We start from the raw sequence: 17,117 nt of genomic DNA, 5'->3' as shown, positions 1-17,117 counted from the left end.
CGGGGCATCCGTCGTGCGCGCTGCGCTCCCGATCAGGCGGCGGAGGAGGCCAGCGCCGCGACGGCCGACGTGAAGAACGCCAGCCCGTCGATGCCCGACCGCATCGCGGCCGGCGTGCTCGGGCCGAAGCCCGGCTCGACGGCGTGCTCGGGGTGCGGCATCAGGCCGACGACGTTGCCGCGCTCGTTGGTGAGCCCGGCGATGTCGTCGAGCGATCCGTTCGGGTTCACCCCGACGTAGCGGAACGCGACGAGACCGTCGCCCTCGATCTGCTTCAGCGTCTCGGACGAGCAGATGTAGCCGCCGTCGGCGTTCTTCAGCGGGATCGTGATCTCCTGGCCCGCAGTGAACTCCGACGTCCACGCGGTGGTGGCGTTCTCGACCCGCAGTCGCTGATCGCGACGGATGAACTGCTGGTGGGCGTTGCGGATGAGCCCGCCCGGCAGCAGGTGCGCCTCGACGAGCATCTGGAATCCGTTGCAGATGCCGAGCACGGGCATCCCCTTCGCAGCGGCGTCCTTCACCTCAGCCATGATCGGCGCGAGAGCGGCGATCGCCCCGGCGCGCAGGTAGTCGCCGTAGCTGAATCCGCCGGGCAGGACCAGGGCGTCGACGCCCTCGAGATCGTGCGAGCCGTGCCAGAGCGCGACGGGTTCGGCGCCGGCGAGACGGATCGCGCGGCGGGCGTCGCCGTCGTCCAGCGACCCCGGGAACGTGATGACGCCGATGCGGGTCGTCACGGGGCGACCTCGATGCCGACGACGTCCTCGATCACGGCATTGGAGAGGATCTCGTCCGCGATGACCTTGACCGCGGCGAGGGTCTCTTCGGAGGCATCCGCCACCGTGAGCTCGAACCGCTTGCCGATGCGGACGCCCTCGAAGCCCTCGTGACCGAGACGGGCGAGCGCTCCGGCGACCGCCTTGCCCTGCGGGTCCAGCAGCTCGGCCTTGGGCATGACGTCGACGACGATGGTGGGCATTCGAGTCTCCGTGGAAATCGCGGGAAGGGGTGCCCGCACAGTCTACGGCCCCGGGGCCGTTACCGAAGTGTGATCGAAACCGTGGGAGCGCTCCCACGGATTGCCTCCGGGCTCGAGTGCTCACCCGTCGGGCAGAAGAAGACCTTCGCACCCACACCACAAAGGAGTGACACGTGAACACACGCGCACTGCGCCGCGTCGGCCTCGTCGCCGGCGTCGCGACCACCTCCGCTCTCGTCCTCGCCGGCTGCGCCGGCGGTGGCGGCGGCGCGGCCACGGCCGACCCCAACGAGAAGGTGACCCTGACGGTCGCCACCTTCAACGACTTCGGCTACTCGGACGCCCTGTTCGCCGAGTACACGAAGGAGCACCCCAACGTCACGATCGTGCACAACAAGGCCGCGACCAGCAACGACGCGCGCGCCAACTACTTCCAGAAGCTCGGCAAGACCGGTCTCGCCGACATCGAGGCCATCGAGGTCGACTGGCTGCCCGAGGTCATGAAGTACTCCGACCTGCTCGCGCCCGTCCCCGCCGACCTCAGCAGCCGCTGGCTGGACTGGAAGGTCAAGGCCGCGACCGACCCCAAGGGCAACCTGATCGGGTACGGCACCGACATCGGCCCCGAGGGCGTCTGCTACCGCTCCGACCTGTTCGCCGCCGCCGGCCTGCCGACGGACCGCGACGAGGTCGCCAAGCTCCTCCAGGGCGACTGGGCGAAGTACTTCTCCGTCGGCGACCAGTACACCAAGGCGACCGGCAAGGCCTTCTTCGACTCGGCCGGCGGCACCTACCAGGGCATGGTCAACCAGATCGAGAACGCATACGAGGACCCCTCGTCCGGCAAGATCGACATCGCCCCCCAGGTCGAGCAGACCTACAACCAGGTCCTCGACGCCGCCTCGACGCAGTCCGCGCACCTCAGCCAGTGGTCGGACGACTGGATGGCGGGCCTGGCCAACGGCTCGTTCGCGACGATGCTCTGCCCCGGCTGGATGCTCGGCGTGGTCTCCGGCAACGCGAAGGACGTCAAGACCTGGGACATCGCCAACGTCTTCCCCGGTGGTGGTGGAAACTGGGGCGGCTCGTACCTGACCGTCCCCGCGAACGGCGCGCACGTCGCCGCCGCGCAGCAGCTCGCCGACTGGCTGAGCAGCCCCGAGACCCAGATGAAGGCCTTCGCCGCGGCGGGCACGTTCCCGAGCCAGGTCGACGCGATGAAGTCCGACGAGCTGCTCAGCTCGACCAACGCGTTCTTCAACAACGCACCCGTCGGCAAGATCCTCACCGAGCGCGCCAACGCGGTCACGGTCTCGCCGTTCAAGGGCAAGTTCTACTTCCAGATCAACGACGCGATGCAGAAGGCACTGACCCGCGTCGAGGAGAAGACGCAGGACAAGGCCGCCTCCTGGGCCCAGTGGCAGACGGAAGTCGCCGCGATCAAGTGACGCCGGCAGGACAGTGACAGCGGGCCCGGGGGGACCCTCCCGGGCCCGCTCTCTGCCTCACCCACGAGAATCGAAGGACTGACGTGGACACCACCACCTCCCCATCCCGCGGCGCCGCGACCCGGCGGCCGAAGCGGATCGGCTTCGGCAGCCGATTGAGCGCCTGGGATCTCAAGCTCTCGCCGTACCTCTACATCTCCCCGTTCTTCATCCTGTTCCTGGTCGTAGGCCTGTTCCCGATCGGGTACACCGCGGTGATCTCGTTCATGGACTGGGACCTCGTGCGCAACTCGGGCACCTTCGTCGGGTTCGATCAGTACATCACCGTGATCAACGACCCGAAGTTCTGGGATGCCCTGCGCAACACGTTCAGCATCTTCCTGCTGTCGTCGGTGCCGCAGCTGATCGTCGCCGTCTTCATCGCGGCGCTGCTCGACCAGAACATCCGTGCCAAGACCTTCTGGCGCATGGGCGTGCTCGTCCCCTACGTCATGGCCCCCGTCGCCGTCGCGCTGGTCTTCTCGAACATGTTCGGCGACCAGTACGGCCTCATCAACACGTGGCTGAGCAACATCGGACTCTCCCCGGTCATGTGGCACTCGAACACGTTCGCGAGCCACATCGCGATCGCCACGATGGTCAACTTCCGCTGGACCGGCTACAACACGCTGATCCTCCTCGCCGCGATGCAGGCCATCCCACGCGACTACTACGAGGCCGCGACCGTCGACGGCGCCGGAAAGGCGCGCCAGTTCTTCGCGATCACCATGCCGAGCCTGCGCCCGACCCTGATCTTCGTCATCATCACCTCGACGATCGGCGGTCTGCAGATCTTCGACGAGCCGCGCATGTACGACCAGACCGGCACGGGCGGGGCCAACAACCAGTGGCTCACCATCTCGCTGTGGCTGTACGACATCGGCTGGGGCCAGTGGAACCTGGGCCGCGCCGCCGCGCTCGCCTGGATCCTGTTCCTCATCATCCTCGTGATCGGCGTCATCAACCTGTTCATCACCCGGAACCTCGTCCGTGACGAGGGCAGCCGGGCCACGCTCAGCAGGGCGGAGCTGCGCGCCGCGCGCCGCCGTGCCCGGGCATCCGTCGCCGGCGACCGCGCCGCGCACGCATCCACTTCTTCGACCGACCGCCCCGCACAGACGAAGGTGACACGATGAGCGCCCTCACCCAGCAGGCCGTCCCGCTCGCCGACCCCGAGCGCCCCGCGCCCGCCAGGAACAAGCGTCCCCGCCACATCAAGGGCACGCGCCCGGGCTGGTTCGTGTACGCCTGCCTCGGCGTCGTGCTGGCCGGCAGCCTGTTCCCGTTCTACTGGTCGCTGCTGATCGGGTCGGGCGACTCGTACACGATCCGCGACCCCCACATGTCGTGGATCCCGGGCGGCAACTTCTTCGCCAACGCGGCGAAGGTGATGAACGACCCGGCCGTGAACTTCTGGCCGGCGCTGTGGAACTCCATCGTCAGCTCGGCGCTGATCGCGCTGTCGGTCGTGTTCTTCTCCACCCTCGCCGGGTGGGCGTTCGCCAAGCTCAAGTTCAAGGGCTCCAGCTGGCTGCTCGTGTTCGTGATCGCGACGATGGCCGTACCCACCCAGCTCGGCGTCGTGCCGTTGTACATCCTCTTCAGCGACATGGGCTGGACCGGCCAGCTCGGCGCCATCATCGTGCCCGCCCTGGTCAGCGCGTTCGGCGTGTTCTGGATGACCCAGTACCTGCGCCAGGCGGTGCCGGACGAACTCATCGAGGCGGCCCGTGTCGACGGCGCGAGCTCGTTCCGCACGTTCCTCACGGTGGGCCTGCCCGCCGCCCGGCCTGCGGCCGCCATGCTCGCCCTGTTCACGTTCGTGTCCGCCTGGAACAACTTCTTCTGGCCGTTCATCGTGCTCGACCGGCAGAACCCCACGCTCCCGGTGGCGCTGTCGCTCCTGCAGTCGAACTACTTCGTCGACTACTCGATCGTGCTGGCCGGCGTGCTGCTGGCGACGATCCCGCTCCTCATCCTGTTCATCTTCGCCGGCAAGCAGCTGGTCAGCGGCATCATGGCCGGTGCCGTCAAGGGCTGAGGCCCGCACCGGCATCCACGGAAGGATCCCTTCATGACCGAGAACGTGCGCACCTTCGCGCCCGAGTTCCTCTTCGGCGCGGCTACGGCCGCCTACCAGATCGAGGGCGCCGCCTTCGAAGACGGCCGCACGGCGTCGATCTGGGACGCGTTCAGCCGTGTGCCCGGCGCCGTGATCAACGGCGACACCGGCGACGTCGCCTGCGACCACTACCACCGCTACCCGCAGGACGTCGCCCTGATGAAGGAGCTCGGACTCGACACCTACCGGTTCTCGGTGTCGTGGTCGCGGGTGCGGCCCGACGGCGGCGCCGTCAACGCGAAGGGGCTCGACTTCTACAAGCGGCTCGTCGACCAGCTGCGCGAGAACGACATCCTGCCCTGGCTGACGCTGTACCACTGGGACATGCCCCAGGCCATCGAGGAGCGCGGCGGGTGGACCCTCCGCTCCACGGCCGAGCAGTTCACCGAGTACGCCCTGTCGGTGCACGACGCCCTCGGCGACCGGGTGCAGAACTGGACGACGCTCAACGAGCCGTGGTGCTCGTCGTTCCTCAGCTACACCGCCGGCATCCACGCCCCCGGCCGCTACAGCGTGACCGACGGCGTGCTCGCCGCGCACCACCTGCTGCTCGGGCACGGCATGACCGTGCAGGAGCTGCGGGCGCGGGATGCCTCGCTGGACCTCGGCATCACCCTCAACCTCACGGTGGCCGACCCGGTCGACCCGACCGAACCGGCCGATGTCGACGCGGCCCGCCGCATCGACGGACAGTTCAACCGCTGGTTCCTCGACCCGATCTTCCGTGGCGCCTACCCGGCCGACGCGATCGAAGACATCCGCGCGGTCGAGCCTGCGGCGATCGACGCCCTCGAAGCGGCGACGCTGCCCGGCGACCTCGAGACGATCTCGACGCCGCTACAGGCGCTCGGTGTGAACTACTACCACGGCGAGTTCGTGGCCGGCACGCCCGACCCGCACCCGCCGCTGCCCGGCGATGCCCCCACGTCGCGCCCGGCGCGCTCGCCGTTCCCGTCGTTCGAGGGAATCTACTGGCACGAGCGCGGCCTGCCCCGCACGAGCATGAACTGGGAGGTCGACCCGGCGTCGCTGACGCGACTGCTGGAGCGGGTCTGGGACGGCTACGCCCGTGAGGCAGGAACGACGCTCTACGTCACCGAGAACGGCGCCGCCTACGACGACGTCCTCGTCGTCGAAGACGCGGGGGATGCCTCCGCGCGCCGCGTCCACGACGATGACCGCGTCGTCTTCCTGCGCGGTCATCTCGAGGCCATCCTGGATGCGGTGGAGGCCGGCGTGGACGTGCGCGGCTACTTCTACTGGTCGCTCATGGACAACTACGAGTGGGCCTGGGGGTACGAGAAGCGCTTCGGCATCATTCATGTGGATTACTCCACCCAGGAGCGCACGATGAAGGACAGCGCTCTGGAGTATCGTCGGGTCATCGCCGACCGTGCGATCGAGGTGCCGGTGGCATCCGTTCCCTTGCTGGACGTCAAGAGTTAGGGCTCCGCTGTGACCATCGATGCGCCGCGCGCCACAGCGACCATCGAAGAGGTCGCAGCCGCCGCAGGGGTGTCGCGGTCGACCGTCTCACGCGTCGTGAACGGGTCGACCGCGGTCAGTCCCGCCGCTCTCGACGCCGTTCAGCGTGCGATCGCCGAGCTGAACTACGTGCCCAATCGGGCCGCGCGGTCGCGGGCGTCGCGCGCGACGATGGCGATCGCCCTGGTCGTGCCGGAGGACACGACGCGGTTCTTCGGCGATCCCTTCTTCGCCGCGGTCGTCTCGGGGATCAACGCGCGACTGAGCCGGTCGGACTACGTGCTGAACCTGATCATCGCGAGCGACGACCCGCGCGACAAGACGGCCGCGTATGTGCGCAGCGGCGCTGTCGACGGCGCCGTGGTCGTCTCGCACCACACGAGCGACACCTTCATCGACCGGATCGCGGCCTCGGTGCCCGTCGTCTACGGTGGCCGGCCCGTGAGCGAGCGCGAGCAGTCATACTACGTCGATGTCGACAACGTCGCCGGCGGACGCGAGGCGACCCGCTACCTGATCGATCGGGGCCATCGTCGGATCGGCATGATCTCGGGCCCCGTGAGCATGCCGGCCGGCATCGACCGACTCGACGGCTATCGCGCGGCGATGGCCGCTGCGGGCCTCGAGCCGGGCCCGATCGAGGATGGCGGCTTCACCGCCGACGGCGGATCGGCGGCGATGCAGCGGATACTCGATGCCGGCGACGCCGACCTCGACGCCCTCTTCGTCGCGAGCGACCTGATGGCGCGCGGCGCCCTCTCGGTGCTGGCGCGTGCCGGCATCCGCGTGCCCGACGACCTCGCGATCGTCGGCTTCGACGATTCCCCGGTGGCCACGAGCGTCACGCCGCGCCTGACGACGATGCGCCAGCCCTCGCACGAGCAGGGCGCGTGCATGACCGATGTGCTGCTGTCGCTGCTGGCCGGTGGCACGCCCCCGCACGTCACCGTGCTCGAGACCGAGCTCATCGTCCGCGACTCGGCCTGACCCGCTCGGGCCCTCGCGTCGCGCGGGCTGGGCGTGGGCGTGGCCGTGGGCGGGACCGGGTTCGCGGGTGTTGCCGGGATCGGGTTCGCGGGTGTGGGGTCGCGGGCGCCCTCGGCGCGCGGATTCGGGGTCGCGTGGAGTCGGCGCTGGGTGGGTTCGGGGTCGCGTGGTGTCGCTCGCGGGATGGCGAGGCGACCACCGGCGAACCCAAACCGGCGGGGCGGGGCGGTGTGGGGTGCGTGGGTGCAGCGTTGCGGTCGCGTGGCGCCCGGGCGGCGGGTTCGTGGGTGTGCGGTCGCGTTGGGCGAGTTTGGGGTCGCGTGGTGTCGCTCGTGGGGTGGTGAGGCGACCACTGGCGACCCCGAACCCGCGGGGCGGGGCGGGCGGCGGGTTCGTGGGTGTGGGGTCGCGTGGGGTCGGCGCTGGGTGGGTTCGGGGTCGCGTGGGGTCGGCGCTGGGCGAGTTTGGGGTCGCGTGGTGTCGCTCGCGGGGTGGTGAGGCGACCACTGGCGACCCTAAACCGGCGGGGGCGGGGGGCTTTGGCGACCCCAAACCGACGAGGGTCGGGTGCTGCGGGCGCGACGAGGGTGGATGCCCGGGGCAGGGCGCCGGGCATCCACCGGCGGTCAGGGCGTCAGGCGGCGTTCTCGGGGTCTCCGCCGAGCTGGCCGATCGGGACGATGGGGCCGCCGTCGTCCGCGCCGGTCTTGCGGGCGCGGGCGATCGCGTTGCCGCCGTGGTAGATCACGAGCGCCGCCACGGTGCCCAGCACGATCGCCGAGAAGGTGAGGGTGCCGAGGTTCATCGTGAAGCCGGCGATCGCGATGACGAAGGCGACCGCGACCGTGTACTGGTTGACGGGGCGCGAGAAGTCGACCTGGTTGTCGACCCAGATCTTGATGCCGATGACGCCGATGAGGCCGTACAGCGCGGTGGTGGCTCCGCCGATGACGCCGGCGGGGATCGTGTTGATGACGGCGCCGAAGGCGGGCGAGAAGGACAGCAGGATCGCGAAGGCTCCCGCGACCCAGTACGCGGCCGTGGAATAGACGCGCGTGGCCGCCATGACGCCGATGTTCTCACCATAGGTCGTCGTCGCCGATCCGCCGAAGAGTCCGGCCAGGGCGCTCGCGACGCCGTCGGCCGTCAGGGCGCGCCCCGTCGACCGGTTGATGCCGGGGTCGCCGGTCATCGTCGCGACACCGCGCACGTGCCCGACGTTCTCGGCGATGAGCACGAGGATCACGGGAAGGAAGATCGGCAGCAGGCTCCACGACGCGGGGTCGCCGAAGGCGGGGAAGTGGAACTCGGGAAGGCCGACCCACGACGCGGCGGCGACGGCCTCGAAGTGCACCTCGCCCGTGATCGCGGCGAAGACGTAACCGACCAGCACCCCGAGGAAGATCGAGATCCGGCCCAGGAAGCCGCGGAACAGCACGCTGAACAGGATGATCGCGGCGAGGGTCACGGTGGCGACCGCCGGCTGCTGGCTGAAGTTGTTCCACGCGGCGGGGGCCAGGTTCAAACCGATGAGGGCGACGATGGCGCCGGCGACGACCGGCGGCATGAGGCGTTCGATCCACCGGGTGCCGACGCGCTGGACGAGCAGACCGACGAGGGCGAGCAGCACGCCGGTGACGGCGACGCTCACCATCGCCTGGGTGATCTGTTCGGTGGTCTCGAGGGCCTTGCCGCCGTTGTAGGCCTGGATCGGCGCGATGAACGCGAACGACGAGCCGAGGTAGCTGGGCAGCCGGTTGCGGGTGAGGAGGAGGAACAGCAGCGTTCCGACGCCCGAGAAGAAGAGCGTCGTCGTCACGGGGAACCCGGTGAGGATCGGCACGAGGAAGGTCGCGCCGAACATTGCCACGACGTGCTGGGCGCCGATCGCGATGGTGGCGGGCCAGGCGAGTCGCTCGCCCGGTTTCACGACGGCGCCGGGTGCGACGGTGCGGCCGTCTCCGTGCAGGGTCCAGACGGGCATGCGAACTCCTCGGTTCTCGGTGGCGCGGCCGCGGCGGGTGCGGTGGCACCGGGCGACGGCGACGGGGTGATGGCGGGGCTGCGCGTGGAGCGGGCGCCGGATGCCCCTCCCCAGGCTACCTGGGAGAGCCCTGTGAACCGAGGACGCGCGCCGTGAGTACGCCGGCGCGTCTCATAGCGACGTCGACGCGCCCGACCGGGCTCAGGCGGTGAGCTTCTCGAGGAGCTCGCGGTACTTCGCGGCGGTCCGCTCGACGATCTCCGCGGGCAGCTCGGGCGGCGTCCCCTGCTGGTCCCAGTGGGTCGCCAGCCAGTCGCGCACGATCTGCTTGTCGAAGCTCGCCATCCGTTCGGCGGGCGTCGTGCCGGATGCCCAGGCCGCGGCATCCCAGTACCGCGACGAATCGCTCGTGAGCACCTCGTCGGCGAGGGTGAGCACGCCGTCGGCGTCGCTGCCGAACTCGAACTTCGTGTCGGCGAGGATCAGCCCGGCGGCCTCCGCGGTGGCCGCGGCGCGCCGGTAGATCTCCAGCGACAGGTCGCGCAGCTGGGCCGCGCGCTCGGCGCCGACGAGCTCCTCCGCCTGGGCGAACGAGATGTTCTCGTCGTGCTCGCCCATCGGGGCCTTGTAGGCGGGGGTGAAGATCGGCTCGGGCAGGCGGTCGCCGTCGTTCAGGCCGCCCGGCAGTGCGATCCCGCACACGGTGCGGCTGGACTGGTACTCCTTCCACCCCGAGCCGGTGAGGTAGCCGCGCACGACGCACTCGATCGGCAGCATGTCGAGCGAGCGCACGATCATCGCGCGCCCCTCGACCGCGTCCGGAACGAGCGAGACGAGGTCGTCGCCGCCTGGGGTGAGCGTGTGCGATGCGGCGAGGTGGTTCGCGATCGCCGGTCCCCCGTCGGCTCCCGCGAGCTGGTCGAACCACCACAGGCTGAGTGTGGTCAGCAGCACGCCCTTGCCGGGGATGCCGGGGGCCAGCACGTGGTCGAACGCGCTGACCCGGTCGCTCGCGACCACCAGCATCCGGTCCGCGCCGCCGTCCGCGCTCCCGTCCGGACGGTACAGGTCGCGAACCTTGCCCGAGTAGACGTGGGTCCAGCCGGGCAGATCTGCGGTGGCGGGGGAAGGCGTGGGAGCGTCGGTCACGCGTCCATTATCGCGGTCGGCCGAGGTGGATGCCGGGGCGATCCCGCCACGCGCCCGCCCGACCTCAGCGCGGGGTGATCCCGTCGACGAACGCGAAGGCCTCGGCGATCACCGCCGGCCAGAGGTCGATCGCCTCGGGGTCGACGAGCACCCACTCGCGCATCGCACGATCGCGCATCGTCAACCTCTCGGCTCGGCCGCTGCGGTCGAGTTCGGTCACGCGTGCCTCCGGCAGCTTCGCGATCAGGCTCTGCCGTGAGGCCAGGAAGGCGAACACCTTGCCGCGGATGCGCAGGCCCTCGCTGCCGAACATGGGCCCGATGTCGACGCCCGGGCGCACCAGGTACTCGGCGGCGATGTCGTCGAAGACGGCACGGGGCTCCTCGGTCATGGTCAGACGCTAGTGGCATCGTCGCAATCGTTGTATAGTCCACGTGGACTAATCGATACGGAGTAATTCATGAAGGACCCGCTGGCCCGCCTGACCCCGCTCGGGGTGGTGCTGCTCGCCCTCCTGCGGGAGGACCCGATGCACCCCTACGAGATGATGCGTCTGATGCGCCACCGGCAGGATCACCGGATGGTGCCCTTCACCAACGGCACGGTCTACCACACCGTCACCCGGCTGCAGACGTGCGGGCTCGTCACCGAGATCGGGGTCGACCGCGACGGCAATCGCCCCGAGCGCACGACGTACGCATTGACGGATGCCGGCAACGCCGCCATCACGGACTGGGTGCGTCGTGAGCTGCCGATCCTCGGGCGTTCCGTCGAGTTCCGCGTCGCGCTGGCCGAGGCGCACAACCTCGACCGCGACGAGGTGCTGACCCTGCTGCGCACGCGCCTCGCGGCCCTCGCCGCGGAATGCGACGAGTACCGCGACGCGCTCGCCGGTGCGCGCAGCGACGCCTCGATCGAGCAGCACCTGATCGAGGCCGACCGGCGCAGCGTGCTGCTCCGGGCCGACCACGACTGGCTCGCCGCCTTCATCGAGCGGCTCGCCCACCCCGACTTCGTGTGGGGACCACACGAGAAGACCGACCGTTACCTGGCTCAGAGAGAGGCCGCACGGCAATGACCGACTCCACCACCCCGTCCCGGCAGGCGAACGCCGCCACCGACACCCCGCCCGCCCGCAGCCCGTGGCCCGCCCTCTGGGCGCTGGTCATCGGGTTCTTCATGATCCTCGTCGATACGACGATCGTCTCGGTCGCCAACCCCGCCATCAAAGAGGCGCTGGACCCGAGCACCCACAACCTCGACAACGTCGTGTGGGTCACCTCGGCGTACCTGCTGGCCTACGCCGTGCCGCTGCTGATCACAGGCCGCCTGGGCGATCGCTTCGGTCCGAAGCGCATCTACCTCATCGGGCTCGCGATCTTCACCCTCGCCTCGCTCGGCTGCGGACTGTCGTCGAGCCTCGAGATGCTGATCGTCTTCCGGGCGGTGCAGGGCCTCGGGGCATCCCTCATGACGCCGCAGACGATGGCGGTCATCACGCGCACCTTCCCGCCGACTCAGCGCGGCGCAGCCATGGGCCTGTGGGGTGCGACGTCGGGCGTCGCGATGCTCGTCGGCCCCCTCGCGGGCGGTCTGCTCGTCGACGGCCTCGGCTGGGAGTGGATCTTCTTCGTGAACCTGCCGGTCGGTGTCATCGGCTTCGTCCTCGCCTGGATGCTCGTGCCGAACCTCGAGACGCACCAGCACCGCTTCGACATGGTGGGCGTCTTCCTCAGCGCGATCGGCCTGTTCCTCATCGTGTTCGGCCTGCAGGAGGGCGAGCACTACGATTGGGCGGCCTGGATCTGGGCCATGATCGGGGCGGGCGTCGTCGTCATGGCGCTGTTCATCTGGCAGCAGGCGAAGACCAAGAGCGAGGCACTCGTGCCCCTCGAGCTCTTCCGCGACCGGAACTTCTCGGTCGCCAACATCGGGATCGCGACGGTCGGCTTCACCGTCACCTCGATGTCGCTGCCGATGATGTTCTTCTACCAGCTCGCCCGCGGCCTCACCCCGACCGAGGCGGCGCTGCTGCTCATCCCGATGGCGGTGTTCGCGGGCGTGCTCGCGCCGATCGCCGGGCGCATCCTCGACCGGGTCGACCCGCGCGTGCTCCTCGTGCCCGGCCTGCTGCTGACCACGACCGCGCTGCTCTGGTACTCGTCGCTGATGAACCCCGACAGCGAGACCTGGATGTTCCTGCTGCCGTCGGGCCTCATGGGCATCGCCCAGGCCGGCATGTGGGGGCCCCTCGCGACGACCGCGACGCGCAACCTCGCGCCGCGCCAGGCCGGCGCCGGATCGGGCATCTACAACACGACGCGCACGATCGGCTCGGTGCTCGGCTCGGCGGCGATCGCGGCCTTCATGCAGAACCGCCTCACAGCGAACCTCCCGGGAGCCGGTGGCGCAGGCGGCGACTTCGGCGCGGGGAAGCTCCCCGACATGGTCGTCCCTGGCTTCTCGAGCGCCATGGCGCAGACGATGCTGTTGCCGGCCGCGGTCATGGCGGTCGGCGTCATCGCGGTGCTGTTCATCCAGCGTCCCGCGCACCTCGTGAAGCGCTGACTCCTCGCCCTCGCGGCATCCGCCTCTGCGGCATCCGCCCCTCTTCCATCCGCCTCGTCGCGATTCGCCGCTGCGACATCCGCCGTACGAATTCCCGCGAAACCTCCCGTATGTACGCTTTCGGCCCCGAAAACCGTACATACGGGAGGTTTCGCGGGTTCTCCGGGCGTCAGCAGGGCGTGAGCGGGGAGTGGACGGGGCTTGCAGACGGGGTGGCATGGGACGAGTCAGGTGCGGGGTCAAGGAGCGTGTCGGGGTGTCAAGGGGGGGCGACCCGGATCAGGCCGGCATCGCGGTCTACACCGGCGATCCCGGAAACAGCGCGGCGTCCACGACCGGCCCCGCGTCGCTCGGGGAAGCCTTCACGATCGACGCCGCGTGCGAGGGGGATTCGTTCGCGTACCGCGTCCTCACGGCGGACCCCGCCGACTCCGGACGCACGCTGCTCCCCGGAACGATCGACTGCGCCGACCCGGCGCAGTCCTTCATCGTGAGCCCGGGCTACCGGGGTCCGATCCAGGTCTCGTTCGTGCGCACCGACTCCGTGACGGCCGCCTGGGTGCGCGTCATGAACGTCGATCCGCCGTTCTGACAGACGACGGTCAGGCGGATCAGTCGGCGACGCGAGCGGCGATGTCCGTGCGGAAGTGCGCACCCTCGAGCAAGATCCGATCGAGCGCCGCGTAGGCGCGCGAGCGGGCCTTGCCGAACGTCTCGCCGGTCGCCACGACGTTGAGCACACGCCCCCCGGTCGCGACCAGGGCGTCGCCGCGCTGCGCGGTCGCCGCGTGGGCGAGGTGCACGCCCGGGACGGATGCCGCGGCATCGGTCCCCTCGATGACGCGCCCCACGGCGGGACTCTCGGGGTAGCCCTCGCTGGCGAGGACGACCGTGATGGCGGCCGTCTCGGCGAACGTCGGGGTCGGCTCGTCTTCGAGGTGCCCGCCGGCGGCCGACAGCAGCAGTCGCGAAAGGGGGCTCGTCAGCCGGGCGAGGACCACCTGCGTCTCGGGGTCGCCGAACCGGGCGTTGAATTCGATGACCTTGACGCCCTGCTCGGTGAGGATGAGCCCCGCGTACAGCAGGCCGATGAAGGGGGTGCCCTCGGCATCCAGCGTGCGGATGACGGGCTCGGCGACCGTGCGGGTGACCTCGTCGACGAACGCCTGCTCGCTGCCGAAGCGGTCGGCGAGCCACGGCAACGGCGAGTAGGCGCCCATGCCGCCGGTGTTGGGGCCGGCGTCGCCGTCGTAGGCGCGCTTGAAGTCCTGCGCGGGGGAGAGCGCGCGCACCGTGTCGCCGTCGCTGACGAAGAAGAGCGACACCTCGGGCCCTGAGAGGAACTCCTCGACGAGCACCGGTCCGGTCGGCAGGAACGCGTCGGCGTGGGCGAGCGCGGCATCGCGGTCGTCGGTGACGACGACGCCCTTGCCCGCGGCCAGTCCGTCGGCCTTGACGACGTGGGGTGCACCGTAGGCATCCAGCGCCGCCTCGACCTCGGCGCGCGTGGCGGCGCGGGTCGCGCGGCCGGTCGGCACGCCGGCGGCGTCCATGATCCGCTTGGCGAACGCCTTCGATCCCTCGAGCTGGGCGGCGGCCCGGCCGGGGCCGAACACCGGGACGCCCCGCTCGCGCAGAGCGTCGGCGACACCGGCGACCAGCGGCGCCTCGGGCCCGATGATCACCAGGTCGATGTTCTCGTCGTTGGCGTACTCGGTCACCGCCGACGGGCTCTCGGCGTCGAGGCCGGCCACGATCGCGGCATCCGCGGCGATCCCCGCGTTGCCCGGCGCGGCGAACAGCTCGTGTTCGTCGGCCTCGGCCTTCAGGGCGAGGAGGATGGCGTGCTCGCGGGCACCGGAACCGAGGACGAGAATGCGCACCCGGTCAGCCTACCGAGGCGGCTCGCGCGCGTGCCTGTCCGTTGCCGGTTCAGAACTCCGGAGTGTTGCCGGTTCAGAAGTCCGGAGGCCTGAACCACCCCCGCGGCTTTCCGTGGTGCGCCGCGGGCTGGGAGTCCTCTTCTCCGGAGTTGTGAACGGGCTACCGTGGGGTGATGGCCCGCAGAATCTCGACCGACGACGGCCGCGCCGCCCTCTTCGCCGTCTCTGCGGCATCCGAGCGCGGCGCGGCACCCGCTCGACCCGATCTGGCGACGGCGGTCCGTTATCTGCTGCAGCTGCTCGCCGAGAAAGCGCCCGGCAACACCGTCGAGGTGCGGGTGCCCCCGTTCGGCGCCGTCCAGGTGATCGAGGGCCCCCGGCACACCCGAGGAACCCCGCCGAACGTCGTCGAGACGGATGCCGCGACGTGGATCGCTCTCGCGACGGGCGAGAGCTCGTGGGCCGACGCACTCACTGCGGGGCGGATCCTCGCGTCGGGGACGCGCGCCGATCTCGCCGCCCTGCTGCCGCTGCGCCCCTGAGACGCCGCTCTCGCGCGTCCGCTGTGCGGCGGGCGCGCGAGAGCTGAGGCTGTGACCGTCAGACGGTGACGACGATCTTGCCGCGGGTGTGCCCCTCTTCGAGAGCGGCATAGGCGGCCGCGGCCTCATCGAGAGGGTAGGTGGCGGCGATCTCGACGCGCAGGTCGCCGTCGGCGGCCAGCTGTGCGAGCTCGGCGAGCTGGGCCGCGTCGGGGCGCACCCACAGGTAGTGGCCGCCGAACTCGGTACGGGCACGCGGGTCGGCGATCGAGACCACGGTGCCGCCGTCGGCGAGAAGGGCCGGCGTGCTGTCGAGCGACGCGCCGCCGGCGAAGTCCACGATGACGTCGAAGCCTTCCGGTGCGAGGGCGCGCGCCGCGTCGGCCAGGCCATCGCCATAGCGCACGGGCTCGGCGCCGAGCTCCCGCAGATAGTCGTGGTTGCGCTCCGAGGCGGTGCCGACGACGCGGGCACCGCGGCGCACCGCGAGCTGCACTCCGATCGAGCCGACGCCGCCCGCGGCGCCGTGGATCAGCACCGTCTGGCCCTCGTGCACGCCGGCACGCTCGAGCGCCTGCAGGGCGGTGAGCCCCGTCAGCGGCAGTGCCGCGGCCTGCTCGAACGAGAGCCCGTCGGGCTTGTGCGCGGCCGTTCGCACCGGCACGGGCACGAACTCGGCGATCGAGCCGTGCTCGACGACGTCGGCGCGGGCGTAGGCGAGAACCGCGTCGCCGACGGCGAACTCAGGGGTGTCGAGCCCGGTCTGCTCGACGACGCCCGCGACGTCCCAGCCGGGGATCGCCGGCAGCCGCGTGTCGATGACGCCGCGCAGGTATCCCTCGCGGATCTTGTAGTCCACGGGGTTGATGCCGGCGGCGACGACCCGCACGACGAGCGTGTCGGGGCCGTTGTGCGGCTTCTCCCGCTCGGTGATCTCGAAGCGGTCGTTGCCGCCGAAGTCGGAATAGACGAGTGCCTTCATACCGGAGCTCAACCGATGCGCCCGGTGTGGCATTCCGACGCGGCCCCGAAGGGGTTCCGACGCGGCGCTCAGCGGCGCGGCACGAGCACGGGCGCCCCCGTACGCGGGTGCGGAAAGACATCCACCTGCTGCCCGTAGACCTCCGCGACGGCATCCGCCGTCAGGACCTCGTGCGGCGGGCCGGATGCCACGACACGGCCCTGCGCCAAGAGGGTGACCCGGTCGGCGAAGCCGAGGGCGGCGTTCAGATCGTGCAGCACGACGGCGACGGCGGCACCGGAGCGGGCGCGATCGCGGGCGAGGCGCAGCACGTCCTCCTGGTGGCGCAGATCGAGCGCGGCGGTCGGCTCGTCGAGCAGCAGCACGTCGACGTTCTGGGCGAGCACCCGGGCGAGGGCCGCACGTGCGCGCTCGCCGCCCGAGAGCGACGGCAGCGTTCGGTGCGCGAGGCCCGTCAGATCGGTCGCGGCGAGGGCATCGGCGACGGCGATGTCGTCGTCGCCTTCGGCCGGGGTGCGTGCCCACGGCGCGCGGCCCATCCGCACCACCTCGGCCACCGTGAACGGGAAGGTCACGCGATGCTCCTGCAGCAGCACGGCACGGCGGCGGGCGAGTTCGATCGGTCGGATGCCCGACAGCTCATGCCCGTCGAGGCTGACCGATCCCGTCGAGGGGACGACGTCGCCGGCGAGCACACCGAACAGGGTGGACTTGCCCGCCCCGTTGGGGCCGACGAGCGCGTGCACCTCGCCCGAGCGGACGACCAGATCCGCGTCCGCGAGAGCCGCGGCAGGAGCGCCGGGGTAGTGGACCGTGACCCCTCGCGCCCGGAGGCGGACGGATCCGGGGCCCGCCGCCTGGCCCCGGCTCGGTGACGGTGGCGGTGACGGTGCGGGCTGCGCGGGCTGCGCGGACGGTGCGGCGGTGGGCGCAGGCATCCGGCGCC

General features: G+C 70.6%; 17 protein-coding genes. 9 read left to right on the top strand and 8 right to left on the bottom strand.

The genetic code is table 11. The annotated features are described in order from the left end of the window. Positions 1-32: 32 nt before the first annotated feature. Together purQ and purS are read right to left on the bottom strand one after the other, a co-directional pair. Complete coding sequence (gene purQ / locus JOE64_RS14270; RefSeq protein WP_204964854.1) at positions 33-740, bottom strand: phosphoribosylformylglycinamidine synthase subunit PurQ; 708 nt, start codon at positions 738-740, stop codon at positions 33-35. Next, positions 737-982 carry a phosphoribosylformylglycinamidine synthase subunit PurS gene (purS, locus tag JOE64_RS14265; protein WP_204964853.1) on the bottom strand — a complete coding sequence of 82 codons (246 nt, stop codon included), beginning with the start codon at positions 980-982 and terminating at the stop codon, positions 737-739. The genes purQ and purS overlap by 4 nt, the downstream gene beginning before the upstream one ends. Positions 983-1,155: 173 nt before the next feature. On the opposite strand from purS, the gene JOE64_RS14260 reads away from it, so the two are divergent. The 5 genes from JOE64_RS14260 (at position 1,156) to JOE64_RS14240 (ending at position 7,063) form a co-directional block, all read left to right on the top strand. Further along, entirely contained in the window at positions 1,156-2,430 is a 1,275-nt protein-coding gene (locus JOE64_RS14260) for an ABC transporter substrate-binding protein (RefSeq protein ID WP_204964852.1), read from the top strand. A gap of 83 nt (positions 2,431-2,513) precedes the next feature. Further along, on the top strand, positions 2,514-3,605 hold the full coding sequence (locus tag JOE64_RS14255) for a carbohydrate ABC transporter permease (RefSeq protein WP_204964851.1): 1,092 nt from the start codon (positions 2,514-2,516) through the stop codon (positions 3,603-3,605). Continuing rightward, positions 3,602-4,510 (top strand): carbohydrate ABC transporter permease, encoded by a 909-nt coding sequence (locus JOE64_RS14250; protein WP_204964850.1) that lies wholly within the window; start codon positions 3,602-3,604, stop codon positions 4,508-4,510. The genes JOE64_RS14255 and JOE64_RS14250 overlap by 4 nt, the downstream gene beginning before the upstream one ends. 33 nt (positions 4,511-4,543) lie before the next feature. Continuing rightward, positions 4,544-6,037 (top strand): GH1 family beta-glucosidase, encoded by a 1,494-nt coding sequence (locus tag JOE64_RS14245; RefSeq protein ID WP_204964849.1) that lies wholly within the window; start codon positions 4,544-4,546, stop codon positions 6,035-6,037. A gap of 9 nt (positions 6,038-6,046) precedes the next feature. Continuing rightward, positions 6,047-7,063: a LacI family DNA-binding transcriptional regulator gene (locus tag JOE64_RS14240; protein WP_204964848.1), complete on the top strand. Its 1,017-nt coding sequence runs from the start codon at positions 6,047-6,049 to the stop codon at positions 7,061-7,063. A 634-nt stretch (positions 7,064-7,697) separates the two neighbouring features. Here JOE64_RS14240 and JOE64_RS14235 read toward each other — a convergent pair. From JOE64_RS14235 to JOE64_RS14225, 3 genes are all read right to left on the bottom strand, one after another. Beyond that, a complete protein-coding gene (locus JOE64_RS14235) occupies positions 7,698-9,047 on the bottom strand; it encodes a uracil-xanthine permease family protein (RefSeq protein ID WP_204964847.1) in 1,350 nt (449 codons plus the stop codon). Positions 9,048-9,248: 201 nt separating this feature from the next. Beyond that, a complete protein-coding gene (locus JOE64_RS14230) occupies positions 9,249-10,196 on the bottom strand; it encodes a phosphoribosylaminoimidazolesuccinocarboxamide synthase (protein WP_204964846.1) in 948 nt (315 codons plus the stop codon). A 64-nt stretch (positions 10,197-10,260) separates the two neighbouring features. Then, complete coding sequence (locus tag JOE64_RS14225) at positions 10,261-10,587, bottom strand: hypothetical protein (RefSeq protein WP_204964845.1); 327 nt, start codon at positions 10,585-10,587, stop codon at positions 10,261-10,263. A gap of 69 nt (positions 10,588-10,656) precedes the next feature. Here JOE64_RS14225 and JOE64_RS14220 point away from each other — a divergent pair, with 69 nt between their 5' ends. The 3 genes from JOE64_RS14220 to JOE64_RS14210 all read left to right on the top strand — a co-directional run bounded on the left by JOE64_RS14220 (position 10,657) and on the right by JOE64_RS14210 (position 13,356). After that, the gene (locus JOE64_RS14220) at positions 10,657-11,274 is read left to right on the top strand and encodes a PadR family transcriptional regulator (protein WP_204964844.1); all 618 of its coding nucleotides are present in this window, start codon (positions 10,657-10,659) and stop codon (positions 11,272-11,274) included. Continuing rightward, positions 11,271-12,764 carry a DHA2 family efflux MFS transporter permease subunit gene (locus tag JOE64_RS14215; RefSeq protein WP_204964843.1) on the top strand — a complete coding sequence of 498 codons (1,494 nt, stop codon included), beginning with the start codon at positions 11,271-11,273 and terminating at the stop codon, positions 12,762-12,764. The genes JOE64_RS14220 and JOE64_RS14215 overlap by 4 nt, the downstream gene beginning before the upstream one ends. Positions 12,765-13,020: 256 nt before the next feature. Next, positions 13,021-13,356: a hypothetical protein gene (locus tag JOE64_RS14210; RefSeq protein WP_204964842.1), complete on the top strand. Its 336-nt coding sequence runs from the start codon at positions 13,021-13,023 to the stop codon at positions 13,354-13,356. Between the two features lie 19 nt (positions 13,357-13,375). Here the strand turns inward: JOE64_RS14210 and purD are convergent, their stop codons facing one another. Then, a complete protein-coding gene (gene purD, locus JOE64_RS14205) occupies positions 13,376-14,647 on the bottom strand; it encodes a phosphoribosylamine--glycine ligase (RefSeq protein WP_204964841.1) in 1,272 nt (423 codons plus the stop codon). A gap of 173 nt (positions 14,648-14,820) precedes the next feature. On the opposite strand from purD, the gene JOE64_RS14200 reads away from it, so the two are divergent. Further along, positions 14,821-15,189, top strand: a complete 369-nt coding sequence (locus tag JOE64_RS14200; RefSeq protein WP_204964840.1) for a sterol carrier family protein — start codon at positions 14,821-14,823, stop codon at positions 15,187-15,189. A gap of 58 nt (positions 15,190-15,247) precedes the next feature. Here the strand turns inward: JOE64_RS14200 and JOE64_RS14195 are convergent, their stop codons facing one another. Together JOE64_RS14195 and JOE64_RS14190 are read right to left on the bottom strand one after the other, a co-directional pair. After that, a complete protein-coding gene (locus JOE64_RS14195) occupies positions 15,248-16,171 on the bottom strand; it encodes an NADP-dependent oxidoreductase (protein WP_204964839.1) in 924 nt (307 codons plus the stop codon). A 68-nt stretch (positions 16,172-16,239) separates the two neighbouring features. Then, on the bottom strand, positions 16,240-17,109 hold the full coding sequence (locus tag JOE64_RS14190; protein ID WP_204964838.1) for a heme ABC transporter ATP-binding protein: 870 nt from the start codon (positions 17,107-17,109) through the stop codon (positions 16,240-16,242). Positions 17,110-17,117: the final 8 nt, after the last annotated feature.

Source organism: Microbacterium dextranolyticum, from assembly GCF_016907295.1.
Classification (GTDB): Bacteria; Actinomycetota; Actinomycetes; order Actinomycetales; family Microbacteriaceae; genus Microbacterium; species Microbacterium dextranolyticum.
Note: the sequence above shows the minus strand (reverse complement) of the source record. Positions and strands in the feature narration are given on the sequence as shown.

Bases quoted from the DNA above. Each gene is read 5' to 3' on its own strand.
- JOE64_RS14245 (WP_204964849.1), top strand. From the start codon at position 4,544: ATGACCGAGAACGTGCGCACCTTCGCGCCCGAGTTCCTCTTCGGCGCG.
- JOE64_RS14250 (WP_204964850.1), top strand. From the start codon at position 3,602: ATGAGCGCCCTCACCCAGCAGGCCGTCCCGCTCGCCGACCCCGAGCGC.
- JOE64_RS14215 (WP_204964843.1), top strand. From the start codon at position 11,271: ATGACCGACTCCACCACCCCGTCCCGGCAGGCGAACGCCGCCACCGAC.
- JOE64_RS14235 (WP_204964847.1), bottom strand. From the start codon at position 9,047: ATGCCCGTCTGGACCCTGCACGGAGACGGCCGCACCGTCGCACCCGGC.
- JOE64_RS14200 (WP_204964840.1), top strand. From the start codon at position 14,821: ATGGCCCGCAGAATCTCGACCGACGACGGCCGCGCCGCCCTCTTCGCC.
- JOE64_RS14225 (WP_204964845.1), bottom strand. From the start codon at position 10,587: ATGACCGAGGAGCCCCGTGCCGTCTTCGACGACATCGCCGCCGAGTAC.
- purS (WP_204964853.1), bottom strand. From the start codon at position 982: ATGCCCACCATCGTCGTCGACGTCATGCCCAAGGCCGAGCTGCTGGAC.
- JOE64_RS14190 (WP_204964838.1), bottom strand. From the start codon at position 17,109: ATGCCTGCGCCCACCGCCGCACCGTCCGCGCAGCCCGCGCAGCCCGCA.
- JOE64_RS14195 (WP_204964839.1), bottom strand. From the start codon at position 16,171: ATGAAGGCACTCGTCTATTCCGACTTCGGCGGCAACGACCGCTTCGAG.
- JOE64_RS14220 (WP_204964844.1), top strand. From the start codon at position 10,657: ATGAAGGACCCGCTGGCCCGCCTGACCCCGCTCGGGGTGGTGCTGCTC.